This is a genomic window from Thermoactinomyces sp. CICC 10523 (genome assembly GCF_016055105.1).
Taxonomy (GTDB): Bacteria; Bacillota; Bacilli; order Thermoactinomycetales; family Thermoactinomycetaceae; genus Thermoactinomyces_A; species Thermoactinomyces_A daqus.
The window spans coordinates 33207-50891 of the sequence record NZ_JAECVX010000010.1; the positions used below are offsets into that span (position 1 = coordinate 33207).

The 17685-nt window shown below is 47.7% G+C and carries 13 protein-coding genes; 1 reads left to right on the forward strand and 12 read right to left on the reverse strand.

The window, feature by feature from the left end; translation table 11 throughout:
- Positions 1 to 113 precede the first annotated feature (113 nt).
- The 6 genes from I8U19_RS12590 to I8U19_RS12615 all read right to left on the reverse strand — a co-directional run bounded on the left by I8U19_RS12590 (position 114) and on the right by I8U19_RS12615 (position 6528).
- Entirely contained in the window at positions 114 to 1292 is a 1179-nt protein-coding gene (locus tag I8U19_RS12590) for a TldD/PmbA family protein (RefSeq protein ID WP_198056052.1), read from the reverse strand.
- Entirely contained in the window at positions 1265 to 2518 is a 1254-nt protein-coding gene (locus I8U19_RS12595) for a tetratricopeptide repeat protein (protein WP_198056053.1), read from the reverse strand. Before I8U19_RS12595 ends, I8U19_RS12590 begins: the two co-directional genes overlap by 28 nt.
- Positions 2515 to 3336, reverse strand: a complete 822-nt coding sequence (locus I8U19_RS12600) for a hypothetical protein (RefSeq protein ID WP_033099484.1) — start codon at positions 3334 to 3336, stop codon at positions 2515 to 2517. The genes I8U19_RS12595 and I8U19_RS12600 overlap by 4 nt, the downstream gene beginning before the upstream one ends.
- Positions 3321 to 4286 (reverse strand): multinuclear nonheme iron-dependent oxidase, encoded by a 966-nt coding sequence (locus I8U19_RS12605; protein WP_198056054.1) that lies wholly within the window; start codon positions 4284 to 4286, stop codon positions 3321 to 3323. Before I8U19_RS12605 ends, I8U19_RS12600 begins: the two co-directional genes overlap by 16 nt.
- A gap of 14 nt (positions 4287 to 4300) precedes the next feature.
- Entirely contained in the window at positions 4301 to 6244 is a 1944-nt protein-coding gene (locus I8U19_RS12610) for a radical SAM protein (RefSeq protein ID WP_033099485.1), read from the reverse strand.
- A gap of 92 nt (positions 6245 to 6336) precedes the next feature.
- On the reverse strand, positions 6337 to 6528 hold the full coding sequence (locus I8U19_RS12615; RefSeq protein WP_033099486.1) for a hypothetical protein: 192 nt from the start codon (positions 6526 to 6528) through the stop codon (positions 6337 to 6339).
- Between the two features lie 445 nt (positions 6529 to 6973).
- Here I8U19_RS12615 and I8U19_RS12620 point away from each other — a divergent pair, with 445 nt between their 5' ends.
- Entirely contained in the window at positions 6974 to 8353 is a 1380-nt protein-coding gene (locus I8U19_RS12620) for an MFS transporter (protein WP_198056055.1), read from the forward strand.
- Positions 8354 to 8425: 72 nt separating this feature from the next.
- Here I8U19_RS12620 and I8U19_RS12625 read toward each other — a convergent pair whose 3' ends face one another.
- The 6 genes from I8U19_RS12625 to I8U19_RS12650 form a co-directional block, all read right to left on the reverse strand.
- Positions 8426 to 10576: an aKG-HExxH-type peptide beta-hydroxylase gene (locus tag I8U19_RS12625; protein ID WP_198056056.1), complete on the reverse strand. Its 2151-nt coding sequence runs from the start codon at positions 10574 to 10576 to the stop codon at positions 8426 to 8428.
- Positions 10577 to 10610: 34 nt separating this feature from the next.
- The gene (locus I8U19_RS12630) at positions 10611 to 11669 is read right to left on the reverse strand and encodes a M42 family metallopeptidase (protein ID WP_232337270.1); all 1059 of its coding nucleotides are present in this window, start codon (positions 11667 to 11669) and stop codon (positions 10611 to 10613) included.
- 69 nt (positions 11670 to 11738) lie between these two features.
- Positions 11739 to 13352 carry a peptide ABC transporter substrate-binding protein gene (locus I8U19_RS12635; protein ID WP_198056058.1) on the reverse strand — a complete coding sequence of 538 codons (1614 nt, stop codon included), beginning with the start codon at positions 13350 to 13352 and terminating at the stop codon, positions 11739 to 11741.
- A gap of 272 nt (positions 13353 to 13624) precedes the next feature.
- Positions 13625 to 13981: a PqqD family protein gene (locus tag I8U19_RS12640; protein WP_052153928.1), complete on the reverse strand. Its 357-nt coding sequence runs from the start codon at positions 13979 to 13981 to the stop codon at positions 13625 to 13627.
- A gap of 6 nt (positions 13982 to 13987) precedes the next feature.
- Positions 13988 to 15874 (reverse strand): OPT family oligopeptide transporter, encoded by a 1887-nt coding sequence (locus I8U19_RS12645; protein ID WP_198056059.1) that lies wholly within the window; start codon positions 15872 to 15874, stop codon positions 13988 to 13990.
- 364 nt (positions 15875 to 16238) lie between these two features.
- Positions 16239 to 17510 (reverse strand): dicarboxylate/amino acid:cation symporter, encoded by a 1272-nt coding sequence (locus tag I8U19_RS12650; RefSeq protein WP_198056060.1) that lies wholly within the window; start codon positions 17508 to 17510, stop codon positions 16239 to 16241.
- Positions 17511 to 17685 lie beyond the last annotated feature (175 nt).

Below are 17685 nucleotides of genomic sequence, written 5' to 3' on the forward strand. Positions count from 1 at the left end.
AATACCAAAACCCCTCTGAAGCGAAAATCACAGCATTGTCGGGATCACGTTCGCTTAAGAGGGGTTTTGCCTGTTTGCACAAGCATCCGCTGACCGGGTCAGGCTGACATCCTTCAGCTGACAGGGTGGATCGTGAACGGTTGCAAGAGAATATGCGGGGAACCGAGTGTCACGGGCAAGTTGTTTTGACCGTTCTTGTCGCATCCGAAGACAGGATTGTAAAACCTCAACTCATTGGACAATTTCTCAACTTTCATCATAACGTCCATCTTATTTCCTTTAATATCAAAACGACGCACAATCTCATCCGTTAACCGGCCGTTGCGAATGATCCTTCCATAGGCAGGGCGGATGATAAAGTTCAGGCCCAACGAACCTCCTCCCCATGTCCCGATACAATAAATCCCATGTTCAATCCCCTCAACCAACTGCTTAAACGTCCAATTGCCCTGATCCGCATACGTGACTGACATCCTGGGCAATGTTTTTTCTCCATCAGGGGTGCGCCTTCCATGCCCGGCCCCCGGTGCCTGACATCGCTTCTGCGTTTCCCGGTTGTGCAACAGATCATTCCAAATGCCTTGCTTAACCAACTGGACACGTCTCGCCCGTTCACCCTCGTGGTCCATTTCATAACTAGCACGATGCCCCGGCAATGTGGGATCATCATACACATCCAACGGGTATGTCGTCCATTGGTAACCAAGCCGGTATCCATGCGGCAACATATAATCCAGATAATTATCCGCCTCGGAGGAGTGGCCAATGCACTCATGGATCAACTGTGAGGCCAGCCACGGGTCCAACAGCAGAGGCAACTTAACAGCTTCTTTCAGCGCTTCTCCAACCACTGCCGCTTCGATCTCAGGCAGGATATCTTCATGAATCGCTCTGTTTAGATTCAGGTTCCATTCTTCGACACAAGTGGACTGCCAAATCACCGGTATCGACGCCGATCGTCCCCGGACGAAAAGATGAATGAGCACGCCAATTTCACGAGGGGAAAAGTGGGGCCTTTCCATATGCCAAAGTAAACTCTGCTGTGACCGGATGGTGATTCTATAGTATTCAATCCTCTTCCGCACAGAACGGAGAGATACATCCAAAGCCTCTGCACACGAGGTCAGCTTCTCTTCCAGCCATGCAAACGATTTCAGCCCTTGATATCCCTGCCGGGGATCTGATTGCAGCCGGGTGATGCGCTTCGTTTGCGATTCAAAATAAACCGTTCTGTAAAAACGCCAATGGTTCGCCGCTGATCCCCTCAATGTTCCGGGTTCCTCACGCCGCATAACTCTTTTTCCAGCTCCCTGAACTTTTCTGCCTCCGACAACATCCCGAGTTCGCCCGCGGCCACAGCTCCAACCTTGTATGCTTCCAGGCGCAAAGGCAATTCTTTCAGGCAGCGTTCAACCGTACGTAAACTCCGCTCAAACTGGCCCGACTTACATTCGCACAAAGCCCGGAGCGAGAGACTGTGGGCCTGAATCGTATCAACCAATTGGCCTTCCGCCCTGCTGAACCATTGAATTGCCTGCTCATACTGTTTCCGCCCCATATGGAACAGCCCAATCGAGTACGCTGCCCAAGTGGCGCGATCTCCCAATTCCACTGCTCTTTGATAACACCTTTCAGCTTCTGCGATGTCCGATAAGGCCAGCGCCAGAAGCGCCCGAAGTGACCAACCGGGCCCTTCCAACGGTTGCAATTCGTCCTGGCACAAACGCTGAAACAGCGCCCGATCCACTGAGCGTTTGCCAGCGATTACGCTCATGCTTTGCTCCGCATGTCCTTGACTTGATCGCCGTCGGCTAAGCGAACGGAGCGTGCAACCCCACTTATTGGCGACAGCTTCCCCCAACCATCTGCAGGAACGAGGCAGAAAACCACTGGAAATGGAATATGTCATCGTCGGTTCACCGTTGCCCATCCCCTCTCTTCTTAATGTCTCAACCACTTCGTCTACACCGTGAACAATTTGTCCCTTCTCTTCATAAAAATAATCCAAATCAATGTCGATTTTAGCATCCGGATCCAACCCAAGCTTGTGAATCCGGCGCAAAGTGGTAATCTCCACCTGCATCCCCGCCACTTGTGCCGATGCCGAATGCGGATTCACTTTGAAAGTGTTTTTCACTTCTTCTCCGTGCCCCGGAACAAGTGACAACAAGTCCCACAACACATGCCCCAGCGCAGCAACGGAAACGGGCTTGGGCTCGGGATAAACCCAAATGACCCGTTTGACCAGGTTCAAAGCGGTGGTCGCGTAGAGAAAATTATCCAAACCATACGCAAACAAGTCGTCATCACGAAACGGGATATCTCGGTTCAATAACCGCAAATCTTTCCGGTTCAAACCCTGTTCCCGAATCCGCCTCATCTGTGCCTTTTCTATTTTTTTCAGATCGAGATGGCGATCGAAGTAAATGAGCGTTTCATTGTCATATCCTGTTTCATGCCAATGCGCCAACACCTCTCCATGCTCCTCAAATGTATAAATCGTCCGTTTCCCCATCATCCAATTAACCCCAGCCGCAAGAATTTCTCCATCGCATCATTCAGTTCTTCTTCTGATATTTGATAAGTCTCCATCCATTCATTGGCCCATTTTGTGATCTCCTCCGCTCTCCCCAGTTCGATAAGCCGGGCGATGAACGGGTTAATCGGTCCTTTAATGAATTGATCCTTCGCTGCAGCGTACAAATAGAGAGTCCGTCCTTGCGAATCTCCGTGAACCTTTCTATTGGCCAAAGCCGACGCGATTTGATCAGGGTAGGATTGAATGGCGTAGAAACATGAATCGTTTTTGCGAATCAAGTTCGTCTTGATGCAGAAATTGGGGTGCTTGTTGACAACCAAAATCGAAAGCATCACAGTTAAAAATTCATGAGTAAGAAGAAGCCGGTTATTGGGTGATTCCCTCAGAAAATCTTCCTGCTCCATCATAAAGCCGTAAAAAGCTTCCTCAACACATAAACCCACACCGCTAAACGGGAGTTCGCGATATTCCTCAAAATGGGGCGATTCCATAAATTGATACATCAGCTCATACCGATCATAACCCATCCGCTCCAGTTCCTGAAAAACGCCCGGATAAGAACCCTTTAAGCCACCGCTGATTTCCAGGTTTCCCGACAGCAGGTTTCGGCAGATATTTTTGGCCGTCGCACACAGTTCCTCATGATCGATGGTGGCAAGCTGCCGCAACTCCCCGTCGGACAACTGCAACTTGTCATACCTTCCTTCCAAAAACGCCTGCCGATATGAACGATGGTAAAGCAAACCATATAAAGCCCGATGCAAACCGATGCTTTCTCCCTTTATTGCCCCATCCATTTTTCCACTACCTCCTTCATGCGTTGATAATTGGGTTGCGATTTGGGAATGAGAATTCCCTCATCCGTATACTTGGGATCTTCGTACGTAATGGCTTTCAGATTGGGGCAACGCGGAAGCATATACTCAAGCAGATCAATTTGTTCATCCAATAAAACACCATGATGCAAGTCCCGGAATTTCCCTTTGATGATTTGGCATCCCGACAGATGGAACTCAAAGCAGTATTCGTAAGGCAAACGGTCCAGCTCTTCATACATCCGTTCTCCCGTGCGGCCCATCAACCACTGGTAGCTGAGAATATGCCCGATATCAATCGTAACAGGGGAATTCGTCTCTTCCGCTATAATCCGAAAATAGTCATATGCGTCCATATCGCCAATATAAAAGTTGGTTCCTTCCGTAAATCCCGCAAATTCCACCGACAAAGGAGCCAGCAAATTTTCTTGGTATTCTCTGATGTTCCGAATACAGGCCTTCAAACCTTCCATCGTCATAAAAGGGGGCAGCGGAAACGGCACCGACTTCCCTTCAACTGACCACAGGCCCAAGTCTTCCACAATCCATTTGAAATCGTAGCGCTCAATCAACCGGTTGGTAAATTCGATAATTTCCCCCTTGCGGTAATTCTCCATCGTTCCCATGTTCAAAATGGTTTGATGGAAAGCTCGCGCCTTGATTTCCGGTACTTCGGCAAAAAGACAATCATAAGCCTCAAAATATTCCTCCGCGTTCAACCGGTTTCGGTTTTTCGGCTGGAAAGCGATAAAAATGTAGTTGAATTGACCGCGGTACTGGTCAAAAAATTTTTTCATTTTCGGGGTGATTGAATCCCCTTGTCCCGAATCTCTTTGAAAACCGATTTCTTCTCCCCAGGGCAGATCCATCCCCAAACCCAACCCCAGTTTTTCATTCACTTCAGGAAAACGGACCGATGCAACAGGACTCATCAACTGATCTCTCCTTATGCTTGAGTGATAACTCTGCCCATACCCGCCTTGACCAAACGTTTCAGTAATTCCATGCCTTCCGCATTTTCCGTTGATGTCCGCATAACCTGTCCGGATGACTCCAGCAGCAGATCAGGAATCCGAAAAAACCGTTGCCACAACATGTCGACTATAAACGTTTGCACAGGTTGTCCGGAACGAAGAGGGGCTTGAATCACCTTAACCCACGGCAACAACTCGATCTCTTTAATCCCGATTTCATCCCAATCATCATCCTGCCCGGAAAAACGGGCATCCGGGGGCAATTCATCATTTTTCTGCGGTTTGACATTGCGGAAAATCGTCAAGAAATTTTGAAGTCTGGGTTCAAAAGTATCCCCGTCCACATAGTCGAAATCGTATCCCATCCGCCCCATGCCGTAATTCAGCAATTGGTTGCCGCGCAGCTTGGTTTTCGATTTGATTTTTATGTTGTATTTTTCCGGTGATTCCGTGAGATACGTTTTGGGCTCGGCCACCAACATTTGCATCACATCAATACCGATTTTGTGCGCATTGCGTATCAAAAACTCTTCCGATGCTCGCAATTCCTCTTCTGTCTCGTCCAAAATGCCTCCCATGACCGACAGTCGCAGCGGAATGTTCACCTGGTGCAAATTATCGATGATCTGCTGATAATGGGCAGCCTGCACCCCTTTATCCAGCAAGTCAAGCAGGCGTTGCGAATTCGTCTCGTATCCGACCGACATCAATACGCAACCGCGTTCCTTTAACTCCTTGCAAAATGACAGATCAAGCAAACATTCTTCCATGCGATTCCGGGTGCTGAACTGCATCCGGTATCCACGCTGGTTTAATATTCTCATCGCATGAACCACTAAACGGAGATTTGTGTTTTCATCGATGAAATTGATCCGCTTAACCTGGTGTTTGTCCAGCAAATATTGACACTCGTCAGCGATTTGCCTGGCTGTTTTCTGTTGGTAGTTTTGCTGTTTGCGGGAGCGGTTGCCGTAGGAACAGAAAGCGCATCTGCCCCAATAACAGCCGATGCAGGTGATCAGGGAAAGGTTCACTTCCTCACTCAGATATTTGTCAAATGGCAAATCACTGAAGTCAGGGGGAGGCACATTTTGAATATGCACGGTTGAACGGGGTGAAGGTTGAGATGGAGGTGAGTCTTGCAGCCAAACCACATCGGGCACTTTTTCCTGCCCGCCCCCACCGGTCAAATATTGCCACAGACGAAGCATGGTTTCCTCTCCCGCACCTGTTCCCAAACCATCCACATATCTGCGGAATGCCGGAATATTCGCCATATCTTCATGTCTCAGCATGATTTGTTGCCCACCAAAGATCACAAACGTATCCGGGATGCAATCTTTAACCCATCTGGCTAAAAGCAAGGAGGGGAGAATCTGGCTGTAATAGGCGATGGAGACAGCAAAAACCCTGGGATTCAATCGATTGATCAACGGAATGAAAGATTCATACAAAGTGAGGGCAGCGATGTCTTCTTCAGATGGGGTCTGGTAATCCAGAGCCTTTTTCCCGATCTCATCAAGCGAAGTGATTTGCTCTTTCAAAATGGAGTTTTCCAGCAACATTTCAATTCCCTGGCGGACAAATCTCGTATTTCGGTGGGCAACCTTTAATGAGGAGTATTGTTTATCAAAAACCTGCGAAAAAAAATCACGCTGGTTTTTCCACAAAAATTTAGCCATTTCCAGACGATATCTGTGTTGTAAATCGTTTCGCCCCTGTTTTTCCAGCAACGAAATAAACTGTCCGATCTTGTCCGCCGAGAAAAGTTGATGGCACAGCTCAATATTCAGATCCTTCTGGACCACAGGAACATCCCGTTTCCGCAAATACGAAGTGATCATGGGCAAGCTTAGGTAAGGGAATAACCGTGCTTCCGTGGTGGGGGGAAAAACGATCAGGATCTCGTCACCCATTATACTCACCTCCGATCTTGAATGGACTAAAGAAAGAAGTGTTGCATCATCCGGATCGATGGGTTGCAACACCTCTTTCAAAGCACTATCAATTAAGCATTGAAACGGAAAGCATGGAAAGCATTGCCCACTTTCAATTCATTCGCTTCCACAACGTCCAGTTCCTCAATGGCGGAAGAGAAACGGAAAGCATGAAACGCATTGCCCACTTGCAACTCCTTCGCCTCAACAACAGTCAGTTGTTCGAGTTCATTTTTGAGCTCTTTTTTGATTTCCTTGCTCAAGGCGATCACCTCCTGTTATTAATCTATAATATTATCATATAATTGTCAATATTTTTTATTTTCTAAATTTATATTATTTCACTCTCGTTTGTACCAATTTTAATTGAATATAAAATCCTTTTTCGATAGACAGCGATCCACCACAGCTGCCCCCATACTGCCAAAAAATCAAGCAATCTGTTTAAAGACATCTCTCTACAAGCGAAACAATAAAGATATAAATATGCTTTCAAAACCCCTCTTCTTCAATTTTCTTTTCTGAATTTTATTTTAAAAATAATTTATAATACTATTTTATAAATTATAGTCTTATGATATATTGATCAAAGCCCAACAGAAACGTGTATCCCCCGGACGAAAACCAGAACCCTTTTTCGATCGCAAAGCCGTTTTCCCTGAATGATTTTATGAAAATACCGAAGACGCCATTTGGGAGGGTATGAACTTGAAGAGTACATTCAAAAACCACTTTTTGATCCTAACCATTTCGATGGGTGTCTTTGCCAGTGTCATGAGCACTTCCATGTTGACGATCGCATTTCCCGATATCGTGTCGGATTTCAACATCTCGTATGAGACGCTTCAGTGGCGGAATATTCTTTTCTTTGCCCTATTCGCCGTCGGTTTGCCGTTTTTCGGAAAAACAGCCGATCATTTCGGTGCCCGCCGCCAGTTTTTCACCGGGATTGTTTTATTTGCGCTGTCCACACTTTGCAGCGGGTTGACCCGTGATTGGAACTTCTTCCTCATCTTTCAGTCCTTGCAAGGGCTGGCTGACTCGATGATTGTTCCTGTTCAGGTCATTTTCATTCGTCAAAGTTTTCCGGAGAACAAAATCGGTTGGGCTTTTGGTTGGTTCTCCGGCACACTGGCCACAGCCACCCTGATCAGTCCGGCCATCGGCGGCCTCCTGATCAAGCATTATCATTGGAATTCAATTTTCTGGTGTCTGTTCGGTTTGTCAATAATCTCGCTAATCATGGCGTTGATCCACCTTCCGCGTGGACTTTCGCCCGAAAAAAAATCCAAAATCCCGTTCGTCGGCGCATTCGGCTTATTAATGACCGTGATTGGCATTCAATGCCTTTTTATGAACAATCTGTCCACAGCCAGCAAACTGGTCTGGGCGATCCTTGCGGCTGCGGGCATCATCGGCATCATTGTGTCCCAAAAAAGCAACAACGGAGAGGGGGCCATCTTCCCGCCCGGCGCTTTTCATAACAAAACATTTATCCTGGCGTGCTTGCGCGTCTTTTGCCTGTACCTGGTAAGCAACGCCATCTCTCTGTACGCCCCCAGTTATTTGCGGGATGTGCATGCCATCCCACCTGACCTCGTGGGCTTGATCATTCTCATTGATTCCGTCATGGGCTTGGCATTTTCCGGTATTGCCGGGCGTGCTGCCGACAAAAACCCGCGTTTCACTTTAGCCGTCGGAATGATCCTGTCACTTGGCGGTTCCGTCTTCTTTTGGTTCAGCGGCAACTTTCATCACCTTTTGCTTTTCATCGCCATTTACTTGTTATTGGGAATAGGGGGGACCATTGCCATGCCTTCCCAAAATAAAATTGCCCTCCTCTCCGTCCCTCCCGAACAAACCGGGGCATTCATCGGTTTTTTCCAAATGATCCAGTTCGGTACAGGTGCATTTGCCGCCGGATTGTTCTCCCGTCTCGTTGAAGGCCCGGAAATCGGGAAAATCAGCGCAAGCGGATTTCAAATGATGATCACCTGTGCGATCGCGTTGCAATTGATCGCGCTAACCACGCTATTACTGGAACGAACAGGCATCAAGTCGGAAAAGGGCGTGAACAAAACCACATAAACCGGGATGGTAGCAGACTGACACCAAGTGCAAGGTGTCAGTCTGTTTTTCAGGTTGTTCGCACAGTTCATTTCACGGCCTTTTTTGCAGTGCCTCTTCGAACCCTGCCACGATCCGTTCCCCTTCTGCGGTCAGCCGGGCATGCTTCCGGATCATGTCCAACGCCTTCTCCACCCGCTCTGATGTCTTGCGCAAATAGCGTTCGAGAGAAAGGTCTTCAATCTGCTCCACGGCCCCCAGCAACCGCCCGGAAATGTGAATATCCTGAAGGAATGCAAAGGTTTCATGGAAGATCCATGTCAGAGGCCGTTGGTCATCGTCAAACGGTGAATAAAACAAAACACCCGGATCATTTTCAAACAAATGATACAGATCCAAAACGGAATTGAATTTGTTGTGCCCGGTTTCATGAACCAACGTTTGGGCAGCAAGGTAGGACGGGCGTGCGCTTGTCGCAATCATGCCACGAAATGCTTTGATTGTTGTCTGATATGGAAGATAACCTTTTGACTTCAAGGGCAAAATGCATGAAATCTGTTCGTTCAACTCGGCAAAAGCCTCCGGCCAAAAAGCACGAACCAGCCCGATCCCTTCATCAAGGCATCGATTCAAATCAGTCCGTTCTTCATTACTGCATGTTTGTCGCAGACCGGTTACATCCTTTTTTGAATCTCCGGGCAAAAAGTTCTCATACCAGTCATGCCCCGCACAAATGACCGCGGAGGTGTTCCTGAGCACGGCCAGGCGAGTGATCTCCATCCCCTGACCGATCCGCATCTCTCCCTCTTCTTTCCAAAATGTCTCCAGCGGGACTTCGACCGTCTCCTGATCATTTTGCAATTGGATGGCCCGATTTTTGAAGTTCACTCTCATAAGGGACGCAAATCCTTTTGCTGCGTGTATCTGTTTGCCAATGGGCCATAACTGGATGGTGTCTTTGGTGGAACGCCTGAGAACCAGACTTTCCCCCTCCAAATCAGGTAAGTCCGATTGCAGAAAAAACGGAAGAAAGAATGTTCCTAAATATGAGAATATTTCCTCCACTCGCGGGCCATAACCAAAATTGATCGCCTCGTGCGCCCGCCAGATCCAGGAGGTTAATTCCGGGCGCACCGCCGCTTGCGCCAATCGTTTGGGATCCAACTGCAACAAGAGGGTCAACAAAGTCTGAGTTGAATCCTTCAATTCTCTTGTTTCCAACATGGGAAAACCTTTGGAGCAGACGAGCAAGAACCGTTTCAAATAAACGCGAAACACTAGTTCCCTGAAAGCGTTGAATGCGGTTGGCTCTCCCGGCAAAACCACTTGTTTCAGGTCAAATGACGAAACAGGCTGACCATATATCTCCCGAACACGATCCATATCAATCAGCAGTTCCTCCTGGCCGCCTCTGCTGTTTCCCCGATTGTTCGTCTCTTCCTGCGCTTCTCCGTAAACTTGGCGGCAACGCTGTTTCCGCCACAATGATTTTACCCGCTCTTTAAACGAATCCTCTTGCATGCGGGCCAGCAACCGTTCCAACATCCGGTCAAATTCATCGTCTTGCCCGCCTTCATCCAGCCGCATCATCGGCAGCGGCTTCCACCATTCCGGGTCTTCCGCCAGTTGTCGGGATACAAGCGGCAACAGATCACGCAAGCCGTTCGTAGCGTTGCAAACCAGGGAAAGGCTGAGGGAAGGACCTTCGGAAACACCCCAATGCGGCCAGAATATCGGAATGTACAACAAGTCGCCTGGCTCCAGGATAAATTCCAGATACTCATCCGGCATAAAGATATTCCCCACATCCGGGTTTTTCAGCATTCTTTTTTGAAGCACTTCGTCTGCAATGATGTCAGGCGGGTGCAGTTTCCAAATTTTCACCCCTTCTTGTTGCAAAACAAAATTATCGCTGTCATCAAAATGGCAACCGATGCTGTGTCCGTGATTCGCCCTCACTCCGTCAAACCAAATGCTGGGACAGGACATCTCCTTTTGAAATCGGACGGCCAATTCACTCAACCGTTCATTCACGATGCTCACCTTTTGCACGAAAGTGAGGCCATTGGCATTTCTTTTAACAAGCCGGGGGTCCAACTCCTCCACCTGACGTGCCATTTCCTCAAACTCCGCCGCCTGCCATTGCGTTTGCAACAACTTGAGAGCCCCTCCTTTGATAAAAAGGGGTTTCTTGCGCCAATACTCTTGAAAAAACTGTTCCCAAGTCAATCCTGCCAGCATCATGCACTCTCCCCCTCATCCATGCTCAGGCGATTTTTCAGCGTTTTTGTTGCAAAAAACAACTCAACAATTCCACGGTATGCCCAATGTCGCTCAATTCGATCATTTCAAACGGCGTATGTGTATACCGCGTGGGAATCGTGACCAGAATGGAGCGAATTCCGCTGTCAACGAAAGCTATGCCGTCGGAACCATAGTTGCTGAACAAACCATGTTGATAGGGAATATGATGTTGCTCGGCAACATCCGCCATTTTCCACAGAAGCCCTTCATCATAATGGACAACTGAATCCCTGTGAACCAGGATGGGACCGCCTCCCAAACGGGCGGGATAATCATCTTCACTGATATTGGGGATATCCCCCACCAATCCCACGTCCAAAGGAATGGCCAAGTCGAACTCCCGCTTGCGACCGATCGCATAGGCCCCGTGCGCCTTGTTTTCTTCCTGAACGGTTGCGCCGAACCAAACTTCATACGCCAGCGATTCTTTGCGTTGTATCAGCTGCTTCAACAAAAGATCCATAACTCCAAGCAAGGCCCGATCATCCATCGCTTTCCCGATCACTCTTGTCCCCATTTGCAGCAAAGGGCGATACCATACCACACGCGCCCCGATATGGACACCTTTTTTCTCCGCTTCTTTCCTGGAATTGGCTCCGATATCAACAAAAAAATCTTTGTAGGTGAGAGTGCGGTTCACAAACGACTGTGACAGAACATGTCCGGCCGGCGCAGCAAAAATCCCTTCCGCAACCACCCCGCCGCGCCCGATCACTTGAGCCCGACATCCAATCATATAAAGCTTGTCCAGCGGAACATCACGCGGTTCCTGAGCCGATTCAACCAGAATGAAACCTGAATCGGTAATATAGCGGACAATGAACCCGATTTCATCCATATGGGCCGCAATCAAGACTCTCGGACCCTGACCACCCACTTTGCACAAAATATTCCCCAACGAATCTTCCTCCCACTCTTCCACATGCCTTTTCCATCTCTGTCGCAACCAATCGCGGACAGGGCCTTCACGCCCCGCCGGTCCCGGCAACTCCGACAGTTGTTTTAACGTGGGAAGCCAAGCATTTATCGCCATTCCAATCCCCCACTCTCTCATTCATTCAGCGTCCTCTTGCCGGAAAGTTTCAAACCGATCGTTTGAATCTTATTCCTTTATATAGGCGTATGTGTAATCCGTCGTCCCCCCTATGGTCACGACAACATTCTTCACCGATTTATCTGCCATCGAACTCTCCGTCAAATAAAAAATGGGCATGATTGGCGCTTCATTCATAAGGATTTCCTCCGCCTTGTGCATCGCTCGCATGCGTATGCGCTGATCCGGACTGCTCTTGACGGTATCCACCAACCGGTCATATTCCTTATTGGACCAATTGGTTTCATTTGCACCTGCATCCGTCACAAAGCAATCGATAAACACAACGGGATCATTAAAATCCGATACCCAGCCCATTGACGCTATTTGATAGTTTTTGGAAGCCAATTTGGCCAAATACACTTTTGATTCCGAACCCCTTAACTTCACCTCTGTTTGAAGAGTCTTTTTCCACATCTGCTGAACCGCTTCGGCAATCTTTTTGTTTGTTTCGGAATTGCTGTAGTCCAAAGTAATTTCGGGCAATTGACGGATCCCCTCTTCTCTCATTCCTTCTTCCAATAATTTTTTCGCTTTTTCTGCCTGAGCCCGGGGAGTTAAAACCGGTTTCGTTACCTGATAAAACTCTTTTTTCTCTACGGGATCCGGCATCTTCCATGGCACCCAGCTCACAGCGGCCTGTTGTCCGCTTTGCAAGAGATTCTCCGACAGCTGTTCACGGTCAATGGCCATGGAAAAGGCCAACCTGATTTTTTGGTTGTCAAATGGAGGTTGCTCCACATTCATTTTGTACACGTAGGTCCCCAAAATCGGGTGGTTTTGCACTTTCCCCTCTTTCGTCAATGCGGGGAGCAAATCAGTTGGTATGGCACCTGAGCCAAGATAATTCAATTTTTTGCTCAAAAACATCTGGTATGCCGTTGTCGGCGAGGAAATGAACGGGAATTCGATCTCTTCCAATTTCACTTCTTTTGCATTCCAAAATCGCTCATTTTTCTCCAGTACAATTTTTTCGTCATGATTCCACTCTTTTAATTTAAAAGGGCCGTTTCCTACATAGCTGGTTGCTTCACGACTCCAATCCGGATTGTTTTCCACCACCTTTTTGTCGACCGGATAGAATGCATAATTTCCAACAAGACTGGGAAAGTATGGCGCAGGTTGTTCAAGCGTGACTTCCAATGTGTCATCATCCAGCGCTTTCACCCCCACATCGTCAGCTTCAGCTTCACCTTGTTGAAACTTTTCACCGTTTTTTATGCAATACAGCTTATAAGAAAACATGGATTTCCCCTTATTTTCGGGGCTCAACATTCTCTTCCACTGGTATTCAAAATCATGAGCTGTGACACGATCACCATTCGACCACTCTGCCGCTCTGAGTTCAAATGTGAATTTCTTCATGTCAGCGCTGGCTTTCCAGCTTTTCGCCATACCAGGCCGGGGATTTCCTTCCCTGTCCAGGCGAACCAACCCTTCCATCACATGATACAGTACTTCCCCGGATCCAATGTCATTCACCAATAACGGATCCAAACTCGCAGGCTCGCTTGTCACATGATTGACAACATGGAGCACTTGGTTTGGCTTACCCGCTTCGTCATTGAAGTCGCAACCACCCAAGACCAGCGCGATCGCGATCAGAATAATAAAAATTCTCAAACTAATTTCCACCTCTCCGGGTTACCCTGATGATGTCATGCCTTACAAAGACAAGGCTGTATTAAGAATGAAAATAAAGTTTTTTCAATTTTAAATCTTTTTATGATAAAACACCAAAATATGACTCCAATAATTTAATAATAAGTTAATATTTTTTATATGTCAAATATTATGTATAATATAAATCAAGAATATTTGAGGTGAAATGAAAGAGCAAAATTACCAAAGAGGCTGTTGACGGAGAAGAGTCAACAGCCTCAAAGCGATCATGATCATTCTTTTTTCCAGCCGATCAAACCGTTTGCTTCCAAGATCTCCAAAAACTTCACCAGCCTGGGTAAAACCGGCTCTGCCTTTTCTCCAAACTTCTCCCCCACTTTCTCTTCCATCTCGCTTACTGTCGTTTGCCCATCACACAAAGAGAGAACGAAGCTCCCCAGTTCATCCAGACGCACGCGGATGAAAGCCGGTTGCTTCAAAAAGCGAACGGAAAAACGTTCAATCGGATTTGTCCGCGGAATGACAACCTGCATCAGACCTTCTTCGCCCGGGATTGGTTCGAGAAGGTAAGCCGGTTTTAAAAAAGGAGTAAACTGGAGCAAGTTTTCCTTGTTTTTACGTTTGAACATACCCATCTACGCCTTATTCGACTTGGATTTTCTCACAGTCACCGCCCACAACACCGCTGTTAAACCAAGGAAAAGGATGAGCGGCAGCCAGTTGCTGGCAAATTTGGCCGGTGCATCCGGATTGATCAGTCCCGGCACGATTAACAGTGCAATTACGACACTGATCAATGCTTCACCGGCAATCAAACCGGAGGCAAACAAAGTACCCGTTTCTTCCCGCTCTTTTCTCTCCTCCTCTGTTTTGGCAAAGCGATCCGTCACCCAGCGGATCAGGCCGCCGATCATGATCGGCACACTCGTTGAGACAGGCAGATAGAAACCCACAGCTACGGTCAAAGAGTTCAACCCGAGAAACTCGATGGAAATGGCGAGAGCCGCACCCATGATAATCAGCTGCCAAGGCAAATGCCCCTGCATCAATCCTTCAACAATGATTTTCATCAAAACTGCTTTGGGAGCGGAAAGCACATCGCCGCCGATACCATAAGCCTGGTTAAACAGATATAATACCCAGCCGATCAGCAGGCCACTTGCTGCAACCCCGATCATCATCGCCACTTGTTGTTTCCACGGAGTCGCACCAACGAGGTATCCTGTTTTCAGGTCTTGGGAAATATCGCCGGCAACTGCAAGCGATACACAGACAATGGCCGCGACTGTCAGGGAAGCAACCATCCCCGTCATCCCGTGCATGCCCAGCGCTTTGAAGATCAGGGTTGTGATCAGGAGGGTGGCAATGGTCATCCCGGAAACAGGCATGGAGGAGCTGCCCACAATCCCCACAATGCGCGAAGCCACAGCCACAAACAAAAAGCCAAAAACGGCAATTGCAATTGCACCGATGATCCCGACATGAACCACCGGGGTAAAGGCGATCAACAAGATCAACAGAACAGCCCCGATCAGCAGATAGGGAATAGGAATATCAAAATCAGTCCGCGTAATTTTAAACCCCTTCTCTTTTTGTCGGGCCAAACCGGCAATTGTGTCACGGATCGAGCTGAACAGCATGGGAAGCGTGCGGATTAAGGTAATCAATCCTCCCATGGCCACGGCGCCAGCCCCGATGTAACGGATGTAATAATCGGCAATCGCGCCTGCATCCAATGTTCCGACCGGCTGGCCGGCAGGATAAAAGACACTGGGATTTCCGCTGGCAAAAAAGGAAATCAACGGAACAAACACGATGGAAGCCAGTAATCCGCCGGCGATCATCTGCCCGGAGATGCGCGGTCCGATAATATAGCCGACCCCGAGCAGAGAGGGCATTGCATCCATCCCGATCGCCGCATTTTTATACCCCGGGATCATCGCGGAGATGGAAGTTTTAAATAAATGGAATCCATCTCCCAACGCCTTGAATATCCCTCCCACCAGAAAACCGGAAAAAATCTTGCGGGCATGGCTGCCGCCGGTTTCTCCGGATTTAAGTACTTCTGCACAAGCAGTCCCTTCCGGATAAGGAAGGACTTCATGCTCATTCACAATCAGCAGGCGACGCAAGGGGACCATCATGAACACGCCGAGGAAACCACCGGTCAACACGATAAACGCAATCAACCAGTTGCTCGGATTTAAATGCCACAGGTACAGCGCCGGCAACGTAAAAATTGCCCCGGCGGCCACCGCTTCACCCGCAGTGGTCATCGTTTGCACAATGTTGTTTTCCAAAATCGATTTCCTTCTGAAAATTCCCCGTAAAATAGCCAGTGAGATTACGGCCGCCGGAATCGACGCACTCACCGTCAAACCGATTTTCAACCCGAGATACGCATTGGCCGCCCCAAAGACAATGGCCAAGATAATTCCCAGGACGATGGCAAATCCCGTCAACTCCGGAAGTGACTTCGTCGCAGGCACATAAGGAACAAATTTTTGCTTGTCCTTACTCATATTTGACTTTCCCTCCTCCGAGTTAAAATTATTTGACAATTATTCAATTATTATACAATCCTTCATCATAATAACATGAAACATTAACTATTTTCATCTAATTATCTCAAATTTTTATCATTTCACGTTCAACTCTGACAAAACTGTATAAAAATCTTTCCTCAATAACTGGCATGACAAACATCCCGGCCATGAATGATACAGGCAAAACAGCACCTAGATTCTGCCTTGTCTGACACAATCATAAGATGAAACTAAGCAGAATTCCAAGGACACCACACCCCGGCCTGCAACAAACTTTCGCAAAAAAAACAAGCCCCGTTTCCCCTGTCACAAGGGATCCGTGGCTTTTCCATGCCATCGGTCAAGCCGATATTTTCGATTCTTTCTTGTTCATAGCGAGAACCGCTTCCTTATATTTTTCTTCATCAAATTCGTTCTCGCTCTTGGCGACAACCATGGTTGCCACCCCATTTCCGATCAAGTTGATAATCGCCCGAGCTTCCGACATAAAGCGATCCACCCCGATCAGCAGCGCCAATCCCTCGACCGGAATCAAATTCATCGAACCCAATGTGGAAGCGAGGACAATAAATCCCCCACCCGTGACGGCCGCAGCCCCCTTGGAAGTCAACATCAAAATTGCAATAATGGTGATTTGTTGCCAGATGGAAAGGTGAACGTGAAAAACCTGTGATAAAAAGATAACAGCCATCGAGAGATAAATGGAGGTGCCATCCAGATTAAATGAATATCCTGTCGGGATCACCAGACCGACAACAGATTTGGAACATCCGAACTTCTCCATTTTGTCCAGCATGCGCGGCAGGACCGCCTCCGAGGAAGAAGTTCCAAGGACGATTAACAATTCTTCCTTGATAAATCGAAGATAATGCCAGATCCGGAATTGATACATACGACAAATCAGCGCCAGAACGACAAAAACAAACAGGATCATCGTCAAATAGACGGAAAGCATCAATTTTCCCAGCGGCAACAGCGATTTAATCCCAAATTTCCCGATTGTATAGGCCATTCCGCCAAAAGCGCCGAGCGGAGCCACCTTCATAACATAGGAGACAATTTTGAAAAAAACCTTGGAAAACCGTTCAAACAGATCAATGATGTTTTTTCCGTAATCCCCCAAACCGGCCAAGGCAAAACCGAAAATCACGGCGAAAAAGACCACTTGCAGGGTATCCCCTTCGGCAAAAGCGCCGATCATGCTGGAAGGAACGATATTGACAAAAAACCCGACCCAATCCATTTCTTCCCCGCTTTTCGTATATTGCGAAATATCCCCTTTGTCCAGCTTGCTCGCATCGATTCCCGCCCCCGGGTGAAGCAGATGAGCGACCAGCACCCCGATTATCAAGGCAAAGGTGGTGACGAGCTCAAAATATAAAATCGCCTTTCCTCCGACACGACCGATTTTTTTCATATCCCCCATCTTGGCGATCCCCAAGACAATGGTCAGGAAAATGATCGGGGCCACCACCATTTTTACAAGATTGATAAACATGTCCCCAAGCGGTTTCATCTGCTTTGCCCCGTCAGGCCACAAAACCCCGAGCGCCACTGCCACGATAATGGCCACAACCACTTGGAAGGTCAGATTATTCAGGATTCGGCGCAATTTGATTCGCTCCTTCCTGCATTTGTTTCAGCGATTATACAAGTTTGGTTCATCAGCTTCATCTTGTTATAATGATAAATTAAATTTATTAAATTGTAAACGATTTCATATTGTGCAATAGATTATCAAAATCAAATAAAAAAGGCCCCAAGGGACCGGATCTGTCGATTCTCAA